We start from the raw sequence: 10,299 nt of genomic DNA on the forward strand, positions 1-10,299 counted from the left end.
TCAAGTTCCCTTATTGATATGACCCTTGCCCAACTTCCCCCTTGCCCGGAAGAACTGTTAACTAAAGCCGCCTCCTACCTGCGGTACTACTTTATGAAAGTAGAAGTTAGAGACTAAAATTCTCGCTGGCCGCTTATGCTTAAATAATGCAAGTCCTGCGCGCTACAAGGTATTTGCCAACAAAAGCCAAGTAGCCTGTCCTAGGTGCAAAACAGGAGATAACTTAGGCAAATTAAGTATTGAGTTTCCTTTTTTCATACCTTAAAATAAAACTACATAAAGATTGTCGATTGTGTAGGAGGTTTTTGTTCAATGTCTGAGGATATCATTATTGAAACCCTAAAACTTGGAGCCAGGTGCCAAATGGTTTTGCCCTATAAAATCCGGAAAAGCCTTGGCTTGTCTGAAGGGGATGAAATTTTAGTCCAAAAAACAGGAAACACAATAGTAATAATCCCTAAACCGAAGAGTTATGCCGAACGTCTTTTAGGTCTCCACCGCGAAATATGGAACGGGGTAGATCCTGACAGCTATGTCAATAAGGAGCGGGATTCATGGGGGAATTAGCCAAAGTTATTCGTGGTCATAAAAAAATTGCCCTTGATACCAACTGCTTTATTTACTACTTGGAGGCGGCTCCTAGGGCAACAATACTTAAGGAAGACATTTTTAGCCCTTTAGAACAAGGGAGATTTCAAGCGGTTACTTCTACTCTAACATTGGCAGAAATACTGGTAAAGCCTAAATCGCTTGGTAGGGAAGACATCTGTATGGAATATGTAATATTACTTTCTTCCTATCCCAATCTGACCATCATTCCTTTTACCCTGCCGATAGCTGTCCGCTGTGCAGAAATCCGAGCCGAATACCGTATCCGTACACCCGATGCCATACAATTAGCTACAGCAATCGAAAGCCAGGCTACCATATTCCTTACTAACGATTTGAATTTACCCCAACAAATAGGCCAACTTACCATACTGTTTCTCAAAGATTATTTATAGCCTTGAAATCGGGGCGTGCTGAAAAAATGGTGCTGGAAAAGGAATACCAGGTTTACCGCAATGTATGCCCGCGGAATTGTTTCTGTACCTGTAGCATGCTTTCTTACGTCCGGCACGGGCGCTTAGAGAAAGTTGCCGGGGATCCCCTGCACGGCTTTACCCGGGGACGCCTCTGTGCTAAGGGGTATGCTTATGTTCAGCGCGTGTATGCTCCCGAACGTGTTGTATTCCCTTTACGTCAGGAACCCCGGGGTTCCGGGAACTGGAGGCGGATCTCCTGGACAGAAGCCTTGGATATTATAGCGCGTAAGATACTGGAAATTAAAGGTCGTTATGGATCCCTTTGGCCCATAGCCCTTTATGTACATTATGGACACCTCGGTCTTTTGCACTTGGCCGTAGAGGGTTTTTTTGATGCCCTCGGGTTTATAACCAAAATTCAAGGGAACTTATGCTGGTCAGCCGGTTTAGAGGCCAATCTCTTGGACATGGGCAGCAATCTACAACCGGATCCCGAAACTATGGCGAAGGCCCGGTCGATTATAATCTGGGGGGCCAACCCTGCCTGGACAGCCCTCCACCAGATGCATTTTATAGATGTGGCTCGTCGCCTGGGGGCTCTAGTGGTGGTTATCGATCCTTTAATAACAGCTACTGCTGCTCAGGCTGACCTTCATATCCAGGTAAACCCGGGCGGCGATGGTGCTTTGGCCTTGGGGGTAGCTAAGTACCTGGTAGAAAGGGGATGGTACGAAGAAGATTTTGCTAAAAAATATATCTTAGGTTGGGAGGAGTTCAGATCTTATCTCCAAAACGAATTAAAATATACCGATATATATCGGGTCGCCGGAGTGGACCAGGCTAGAATAGAAGAGCTGGCGAAAATCCTTGTAGAGCATCGGCCGGTAGCTTTATGGAAGGGTATGGGGCTCCAGAGGTATACCAACGGCGGACAGAACATCCGGGCCATAAACGCCCTGGCTGCTCTGGCTGGTTGCCTTGGTTTCTCGGGGGGTGGGCTTTACTACGCCAGCCTACAGACGTGGGATCTATTCAATTTTCATGCTAGGAACTGGTCGCCGCCACCGGGGGTCAAGGGCGAACATCGGTACTTGCCCATCACCAGGGCGGGAGAAGGATTACTTGCGGCCCAGGAACCCCCAGTCAAATTCTTATGGATTGCCCGGGCCAACCCCTTATCCCAGGCCCCGGATCCGGCAGCCTTGCAGCAAGCCATGTCCAATATGGAATTGGTGGTTCTGGTGGACCAGTTTTTGACTTCCACATCTCAGTATGCTGATCTATTTTTACCTTGTACAACTCAGTTTGAAGAATGGGAAATAATTCCTAGCTATTGGCACTGGTGGGTGGCCATCAATCAGCAGGCTATCTCCCCAGTAGGAGAATCCAAGTCAGATCTGGAGATTGCCTGGAATCTTTCGGCGCGCCTTAATGAACTCTCGCCTGGAAGTTGTAATTTCCCTACCGGTGGGGACGAGGAGGAGTGGGTAGCGGCCGAATTCAATCCTTATGTTTACCAGCTACTGGGTATCAAGGATTACCGCGAGCTCCTGCAGGGCCCGCGCAAGCTTAAGATGCCCGAAAGAGGAGGAGAGCCTAGCTTTGCCACCCCTTCGCGTAAATATGAGCTTTTTTCTGCGAAGGCGAGGCAGGCGGGATTACCGGCCCTTCCCGTCCTGGCGAGCCCCCTTTCACCTCCTCCACCCTATCCCTTCCGCTTGCTGACTCCCCACCTCCAGGGAGGTAACAATTCCCAATTTTTAAATCTACCATGGTTGATGTCTGGTAGCCGGGAACCTGTGCTTAGGGTGCATCCTGCTATAGCGGATAAGTTAAGCCTAAAAAGCGGGGACTTGGTCCGGGTTTACAACGACCGGGGAGAACTGGTTTTATCAGTCTTGGTGACGCAAAGGGTTCCTCCCCAGGTGGTCGTCTGTTACCAGGGGGGAACAGGTGGAAAGATAAATCGGTTATTGGGTGGCGTGGAAACCGACCTGGGTAAAGAGGGAGCAGGGGCCCCGGCTCCCGCTTACTTTGAAACCTTTGTAAATATAGCACGCATCTAGGGGCACTAGCAGGAAATGGATATACTGGCATGCTATTTTCGGGGAATAATACCAATTTAAGGAGGACCTATGAGAAACAGGGTATTTTTGCTGGATATAACGCGCTGTATCGGTTGTCGTAGCTGCGAACTGGCTTGCAAGAGTGAATATCATTTGGCAGAGGGCCAGTCTTTCCGGCGGGTATATGAGCTAGAGTGGCTCACCCCGGAAGGGTTAGTAGTCTTATATCTTTCCCTAGCCTGTAACCATTGCGAGCATCCAGAATGTTTCCGGGTGTGTCCCCACCGTACCTACCGGAAAAGGAGAGACGGGGTGGTGATTCACGAGGCAGGCCGTTGCGATGGCTGTGGCCGATGTGTCCAAGCGTGTCCCTATAAAGCCCCCCAATTTGACCAGGAGAGGGGGAAGGTAGATAAATGCCATTTTTGTTATGCCAGGCTGGATGCCGGTCTACTACCGGTATGCGTGGAAGCCTGTCCTACAGGGGCTTTAAACCTCCGGGAAGGAGAGGAAAACCTGGCAGATACGGTAGATAAAATCCCCGGCCTTCCGGACCCTATACTTACAGGGCCTTCCCTTCGTTTCCGTTTATCAGGCAGGTTAAAACACTTGTTAAACAGGCCAAATATTTTAGGTTCTTTTTTGTAACTTTAGACAACTAAGTGCAGGACTTAAACAAAGGATGTTTCCCCAAGCGCCAGCGCCCCGGTCTGGGAAATGTTTCGGAAACCTCTAAGCAAGGATGGGGGTAGAAGGGATGAAACCTAAACCTGTAACCCGCCTGCTTTTAAGTATGGCGAGGGAGGAAGGCTTAACAGGCCTGGCTAAGATAGTCGCCGAGGAATGCCGGAATCCAGTAATCATCACTGACGCCACCTACCGGATCTTGACAGGCCAGCCTTTCCTGGGGGTCCAATATCCCTGGCCTGAGCATCTGCCTTTACCAGTGCCCCTTCCTTCATCCTGGCCAGAACTGAAAGGGCGCGTGCTTAAAGGCACTCTATGGCACGACGAAGGGTCTCCAGTGAATTATACGGCCGTAGCTCTAGGAGAGGAGCGGTTGGAAGGCTTTCTTTTTGTCCTGGAGATGGCCGGCCCTGGAAATAGGGATGTGGACGATCTTCTTACTGAGGTATCCCTTCCCGTGCTGATAGAACTTAAGAAAGAGAAAGCCCTTTTAAACCAGGAGAAAAAGTATAAGAGAGAATTTCTTTTAGAGATCCTGTACAATAACTTCGAAGACTATGAAAGCCTGGTAGATAGGGGTAAGATGTGGGGGTGGAATTTAACCCTGCCTTATGCTTTGCTCGTCCTTCAACTAGACGAAGAACAAGGACTTCCAACGACAAGCGAAATCATACTTAAGGAAATTAACGAGAAGTTTAACGAAATAGTAGTGGATTATGCCGAAAAGAGAGGGGCGATAGCTTTAGATATCAAGGGCCAAGTGGTCATCCTTCTACCTTACACTTTAAAGGAGGATAAACACCAAAGGAAAAAAGCCCTAGAAGACTGGGTAAGGGAGCTGCGGAGATATATTCTAAAGCGATCCCCCAGTTTTTCCTTCTCCGCCGGGGTGGGTGAGTTTTATACCAGAGTGACGGAACTTTACAAGGCTTATCAAGAGGCCAAGACAGCCCTTAAATTGGGGATGCTGTTTAAAGGTAGAGGAACCCTCACTTATTTTAGCGAGCTGGGGATAATCCGCCTGCTTTATAAATTAGGCGAGCTGGAACTGCGGGACTTCTGGCAAGGGATCCTTGGACCACTGCTAGATTACGACCGGGAACAAGGCTACGAACTTCTTAATACTTTGAAAGTATATTTCCAGTGTAATGGTGATCAACAGGAGACGGCAAGAAAGCTATTCATCCACCCCAATACTCTAAAATATAGACTTAAGAAAATTGAGGAGATCACAGCCCTGAAACTGGATAACATTGAGGCCTTGGTAAATATGTATTTGGCGCTACAAGTTATGCACCTTCAGAGGGAAAACAAATAAGCTTAGGCTTTATTAAATTTGTCCCTCTTTACAAGGGGGGCTTTTTTTATTTTAGCGGAGGGGACAAAGGAAGAGTACCCGGCCATCTAGAAAAAGTGAAAGCAATCTCAATATTTGTCTGGAGAGGAGGAGAAGGGATTGTCGGGCAGGATATCCCGCCGAACCTTTCTAAAAGGAGCGGCAGTTCTGGCCGCGACATCTGGGGTAAGCTGGTCAGCTACCAAGGCTTACCGGTGGCTGTCTCCTGCGGAAGCTGCTCCTTTAGCCCGGGAGGAAAAGGTGGTCAGAACCGTCTGTTCCCCTAATTGCTGGCAAACATGCAATCACCTGGTCACGGTCCGGGAAGGGAAGGTAGTTAAGATAGCTCCTGCCCCCATGCCGGATCCGGAATATAACCGCATATGTCTCCGGGGCCTTACCCATATCCAGCGCCTTTACCACCCTGATAGATTAAAATACCCTATGCGCCGCATAGGCGAGCGGGGAGAAGGTAAATGGGAGAGGATAAGCTGGGATGAGGCGCTTGATTTTATCGCTGGCAAATTCAAAGAGTTACGTGATAAGTACGGCCCCCAGGCTATAGCTGTGGTACATCAATCGGGCAATTACGGGCTCTTGAACGGGGGATATGGTGGCGCTTATCGCTTCGCTGGGGTTTTAGAGAGCGTGTTGGCCTCGGGTAGCGTCGATCAGGCTGTATCCATCGGGTTTTCCTCTGCTCTGGGTACCGGTATTTTCGATGCTTATTGCAATGAATGCGCTGACTGGGTGAACGCCAGGACTATTATCTTGTGGGGCAGCGCCTGCGCTGAAAGCCAGATCAATGAGTGGCATTTCATCTGGGAAGCAGTGGAAAAGGGCGCCCATCTAGTGGTTATCGATCCTATTTATACCACTACGGCCCAGAAGGCCCATACCTGGGTCAACTTAAGGCCGGGTACGGATATAGCCTTTGCCTTAGGAATGCTTCATGTCATCATCACCAGAGGCCTCGTGGATAAGGAATTCACCTTAAATAAAACCTGTGCTCCTTTCCTGGTAAGGGAAGATAACAGGTTGTTCTTGCGGCAGGGAGAAAAGCCGCTGGTGTGGGATACCCGTTCTGGGCGGGCGGTTCCCTATGATACTCCCGATATTGTGCCTGCTTTAGAAGGCCAGTTCGAAGTAAACGGGGTTAAATGCACTACTGCTTTCAGTAGGCTTAAAACGGTCGTCCAGGATTATAACCCGGCTAAGGTGGCTGAGATAACGGGTGTAAGCCCGGAAGTAGTGGTTAAGGTGGCCACTTTACTGGCTACCAACCGGCCGGGAGGCATTAAATTTGGTTTTGGTGCGGACCGCTACCACCATGCGGATCTCCTCGGCCAGGCCATGATAACCCTTTTGGGTCTTACTGGCAATATAGGGAAATCGGGCAATATTCTAGGTATGTTCTTTGCCGGCTTCGATCCTATGGTTTATAACGTTAATTGGCTATTGCCCCGGGGAACCTCTCCTAAGATGTTGCCCTTGATCCAGCTCCAAGATACAGTCATAAGACAGAACCCTTATCCTATAAAGGCCTTTTATATCACTTGTTCCAACCTGTTGGTTCAGACTTCTGACCGCAACAGATGGCTGCGCGAGGTATGGCCCAAGCTGGAATTGGTGGTGGCCGTGGACCAGTTCTTCAATAACACGTTGAATTATGCAGATATCATCCTCCCCGCTGCCCATTATTACGAAACCGAAGAGATAGTGCTTTCCGGGGATGTTCCCTATGTCCTGTACCGGCAGAAGGTTATAGAGCCCTTATGGGAGGCCAGGCCTGACTGGGAGATATACCGGGGGATAGCTTCCAGGCTGGGTTTAGGCCAGTATTTCGGTTCTATAGAAGAAGAATGTGCCAAGTGGTTAGATATGCCTTTGATGCGCCAGCAGGGCATCGACTACCAGCGTCTTAAAAAAGAGCAGGCCATCCGGTTCCTGCCCAAACCCTACATCCCCTGGCAAGATGGCAAGTTTAAAACTCCCACCGGTCGCTTGGAGTTTTATTTAGAGAAGAAAGTGCCCCAGGGGGAAGAGCTGCCGGTGTTCAAGTGGCCCCTGGAAGCAGGCCCTGATAGCCCCCAGGCGGCTAAGTATCCTTTGATCCTTATTACTCGCCACGAGAAGTTCCGGGTCCATTCCCAATACGAAAACCAGCCTTGGTTGCGGGAGATTAATCCGGAACCCTTTGTGGACTTAAATCCCCAGGAAGCCCGTAAGCGAGGGATCGGCGACGGCGACCTGGTAGAGGTCTTCAATGATCGCGGCCATGTTACTTTGCGCTGCCGCTATAACGAAGCTATCCCGCCGGGAGTAGCCCACATCCAGCAGGGTTGGTGGTTTTACCGTGACGGCCATCACCAGGAACTCACCCATGCCCGGTATAAAGAGAATACCCTTAACTATTCCTTCTTTGATGTACGGGTAGAAGTAAAAAAAGTCTAAAAGGGAGAGGAGGTGCTCTGGGTGGCTAAAAAGTATGGTATGGTTATCGACCTTAAGCGCTGCATCGGGTGCCATACTTGTGCCATAGCGTGTAAGCTAGAGAATAACGTACCTATGGGCTTGTTTTGGAATCGCGTCCTGACCAGAGGAGGTCCTGGCCTGGACATTCCTGAGGGGAGTTATCCTTATTTAAAACGGGAATATCTACCCGTAGCTTGCCAGCACTGTGAAAACGCCCCCTGCGTTAAGGTGTGCCCCGTAGGGGCTACTTATAAGGATCCCGACGGACGGGTGCTCATTAACTACGATCGGTGCATAGGGTGTCGCTACTGTATGACGGCTTGCCCCTATAATGCCCGGGTCTTCAACTGGCAGGAACCCCTTAGAATCCCGGGACACTCTTACGGGAGCCAAGGGGTGCCTGATCGTAAGCGAGGGGTAGTAGAGAAGTGCTCTTTTTGCCAGCAGCTGGTAGATGCTGGGGGCGAGCCCTTCTGCGTGACCTGCTGTCCGGCTAGGGCGCGGAAGTTTGGGGATTTAAACGATCCGGAAAGCGAGGTTTCCCGTCTCCTCCGGGAACGTCCTGCAGAACGGCTACTAGAGGACCGGGGTACTAGGCCCCAGGTTTATTATCTGCGTTAGGGGGGTTAAGGATGAGGGATAAAGGATATTATCTATGGCTGGGGATTTTATCGGTCCTATCAGTCTTAGGCCTAGGGGCCTGGATCTATCAGGTGACCCATGGCCTGGTAGTTACAGGGATGCGCAACATCGTAACCTGGGGGCTTTACATTACCGCCTTCATGTTTTTGGTGGGGTTGTCGGCGGGGGGTATCATCGTATCTTCTTCGGCTACGGTCTTTAACCTACCCCAGTTTAAACCTGCCGCCCGGCCCGCCGTCCTCCTTTCGGTAGTCTCTATACTTATGGCTACTCTCTTCATCTTTGTAGATCTCGGTCGGCCGGATAGGATACTTAATCTATTAACTTCGCCCAAGCTTAATTCTCCCTTAATCTGGGATGTGATCATCATAACTTTATACTTGACCCTTTCCTTGTACTACCTCTATCTAATGGGCCAGCCAGAAACGGGGGAAGGCAGGTTACGGGTGGTAGCGGCTTTAGCCCTTCCTACAGCTATACTGGTACACTCGGTTACCGCCTGGATATTTGGTCTCCAAATCGCCCGCCCCACCTGGCATAGCGCATTACTCGCCCCCTTGTTTGTGGTCTCGGCCTTGGATTCTGGCCTTGCCCTTCTGCTTTTGGTCTTGCTGGGTCTAGATCGTTCTGGGTGGTACAGGGTGGATAAATCTCTTTTTTCCACTCTAGGAGGAGTACTGGCAGTTTTAATTGCCGTAGATGTGTTCTTCGTATTTTCTGAGGTCCTTACCGCCCTCTACCCTGCCGAAGAACGGCTTATGAGGTATGTAAATCTTCTGCTAAAGGGGAGCCTGGCCCCTTATTTTTGGGGAGAGATTCTCCTGGCTGTTATTCCTTTCTTGCTCCTTGTGTTTCGTTCCAACCGGGAGAAGCCGGGGCTGGTGGGCCTGGCCGCAAGCTTAGTAGTAATAGGCGTGTTTCTAAAAAGGATATGGCTACTTTTTTCCGCCTTGCTTATTCCTTTGCTTCCCTACGCACCGGGGGTACCCTTGGGAAGCTATCTCTGGCCCCCTTTTGAATTCACCCGTTATTATCCTGTGGCTTGGGGGCTAACCGGTAAGTATACTCCTACTTGGGTAGAAATAGGGATATTTATAGGCATTTTTGCCTTCGGTGGGCTTCTCTTTATGGTACTGGCGAGGGCCATTTTGGCCCCCGGTACTCCTAAAGAAAGCCAGGGGGTTTCTTGTGGCCTGACCAGCTAAGGGGAGTAAAAAAATAAAATAACCCGCCCAGCTACCAAAATTTCGACTGGAAAGCCAGTATGGGCTTTAAGCTCAACTGGCTTTTTTGTTACTTCACTTATACTGTGGTGCAATTAGAACAATTTGCTGCTCAAATTATCCTTTGTGGTTTCATTTTAACCTTACTTTATAGTTAATATGTCCATTAAGCGGAGTGGAAGCGGAGAGAAAGTGGCCAATATAGGACCTTAAAGGATTTGTATTCCATATTGCTTATAGCTATTGCCTAGTATTATAATGTATTTTAGAGGTGATGGAAGTGCAACTGAATATTTATGTTCCCAAAGACCGGGCAGAAATTCTGGAGCTCCTCGACCGAGTAGCAGCGCGCAGCAACAGGCCGAAAAATGAGATAGTTTTAGAAGCCCTGGAGAGATATTTAATGGATTTAACTCCCAGGATGTTGGGGAAATTTAGCCTGGGGGAGGTAAAAGACATTGACCGGGAAAAGCTATATGAAAGAGGGTTAAAGGGTTGATTTTAGTCGATACCAATGTCTGGGTTTATGCCATTAATATAGATGCCCCACAGCACCCTGCAAGCCGCAAATTCATCGAGGCAGTTATGGCAGGCCGGTTTAACGGCGTTATCACCCCCCAAATCCTGCTAGAATTCTACGCTATTATTACTGATAAGCGCCGGGTGGAGCGGCCGCTTTCTCCAGAGTTAGCTTTGGAGCAGGTAAAAGCTATCCGTACCGCTTGTCTAATTGTCGATGCAGGATCCACGGCCCTTGATAGGCTGACCGAAATTCTGGCTGAGCAGCCTAATTTGAAGGGAGCAAAGATATTTGATGCTTTTATAGTGGCCCAAATGATTGCGGC

Annotated in this window: 10 protein-coding genes; all 10 read left to right on the plus strand. The window is 49.3% G+C overall.

What is annotated here, in order from left to right:
• Positions 1–312 precede the first annotated feature (312 nt).
• Complete coding sequence (locus L5656_RS08685; protein ID WP_084663548.1) at positions 313–567, plus strand: AbrB/MazE/SpoVT family DNA-binding domain-containing protein; 255 nt, start codon at positions 313–315, stop codon at positions 565–567.
• Positions 555–1,004, plus strand: a complete 450-nt coding sequence (locus L5656_RS08690; RefSeq protein ID WP_297201898.1) for a type II toxin-antitoxin system VapC family toxin — start codon at positions 555–557, stop codon at positions 1,002–1,004. Before L5656_RS08685 ends, L5656_RS08690 begins: the two co-directional genes overlap by 13 nt.
• A gap of 26 nt (positions 1,005–1,030) precedes the next feature.
• A complete protein-coding gene (locus L5656_RS08695) occupies positions 1,031–3,091 on the plus strand; it encodes a molybdopterin-dependent oxidoreductase (RefSeq protein ID WP_297201900.1) in 2,061 nt (686 codons plus the stop codon).
• A gap of 69 nt (positions 3,092–3,160) precedes the next feature.
• Positions 3,161–3,739: a 4Fe-4S dicluster domain-containing protein gene (locus tag L5656_RS08700; RefSeq protein WP_297201903.1), complete on the plus strand. Its 579-nt coding sequence runs from the start codon at positions 3,161–3,163 to the stop codon at positions 3,737–3,739.
• A gap of 109 nt (positions 3,740–3,848) precedes the next feature.
• On the plus strand, positions 3,849–5,096 hold the full coding sequence (locus L5656_RS08705; protein ID WP_297201906.1) for a PucR family transcriptional regulator: 1,248 nt from the start codon (positions 3,849–3,851) through the stop codon (positions 5,094–5,096).
• Positions 5,097–5,234: 138 nt separating this feature from the next.
• Complete coding sequence (locus tag L5656_RS08710; protein WP_297201908.1) at positions 5,235–7,568, plus strand: molybdopterin-dependent oxidoreductase; 2,334 nt, start codon at positions 5,235–5,237, stop codon at positions 7,566–7,568.
• Positions 7,569–7,589: 21 nt separating this feature from the next.
• Positions 7,590–8,210: a 4Fe-4S dicluster domain-containing protein gene (locus L5656_RS08715; protein ID WP_297201911.1), complete on the plus strand. Its 621-nt coding sequence runs from the start codon at positions 7,590–7,592 to the stop codon at positions 8,208–8,210.
• 11 nt (positions 8,211–8,221) lie between these two features.
• Positions 8,222–9,436, plus strand: a complete 1,215-nt coding sequence (gene nrfD, locus L5656_RS08720) for an NrfD/PsrC family molybdoenzyme membrane anchor subunit (RefSeq protein WP_297201914.1) — start codon at positions 8,222–8,224, stop codon at positions 9,434–9,436.
• Between the two features lie 298 nt (positions 9,437–9,734).
• Positions 9,735–9,953, plus strand: a complete 219-nt coding sequence (locus L5656_RS08725) for a hypothetical protein (RefSeq protein WP_297201917.1) — start codon at positions 9,735–9,737, stop codon at positions 9,951–9,953.
• Positions 9,950–10,299 (plus strand): type II toxin-antitoxin system VapC family toxin (locus tag L5656_RS08730; RefSeq protein ID WP_297201920.1); only part of this gene is annotated, 350 nt, incomplete at its 3' end. The genes L5656_RS08725 and L5656_RS08730, both read left to right, overlap by 4 nt.

The organism is Thermanaeromonas sp. (assembly GCF_021890735.1).
In the GTDB taxonomy this organism is placed as follows: Bacteria; Bacillota; DSM-521; order Neomoorellales; family Neomoorellaceae; genus Thermanaeromonas.

Bases quoted from the DNA above. Each gene is read 5' to 3' on its own strand.
- L5656_RS08695 (WP_297201900.1), top strand. From the start codon at position 1,031: ATGGTGCTGGAAAAGGAATACCAGGTTTACCGCAATGTATGCCCGCGG.
- L5656_RS08685 (WP_084663548.1), top strand. From the start codon at position 313: ATGTCTGAGGATATCATTATTGAAACCCTAAAACTTGGAGCCAGGTGC.
- L5656_RS08700 (WP_297201903.1), top strand. From the start codon at position 3,161: ATGAGAAACAGGGTATTTTTGCTGGATATAACGCGCTGTATCGGTTGT.
- L5656_RS08690 (WP_297201898.1), top strand. From the start codon at position 555: ATGGGGGAATTAGCCAAAGTTATTCGTGGTCATAAAAAAATTGCCCTT.
- nrfD (WP_297201914.1), top strand. From the start codon at position 8,222: ATGAGGGATAAAGGATATTATCTATGGCTGGGGATTTTATCGGTCCTA.
- L5656_RS08705 (WP_297201906.1), top strand. From the start codon at position 3,849: ATGAAACCTAAACCTGTAACCCGCCTGCTTTTAAGTATGGCGAGGGAG.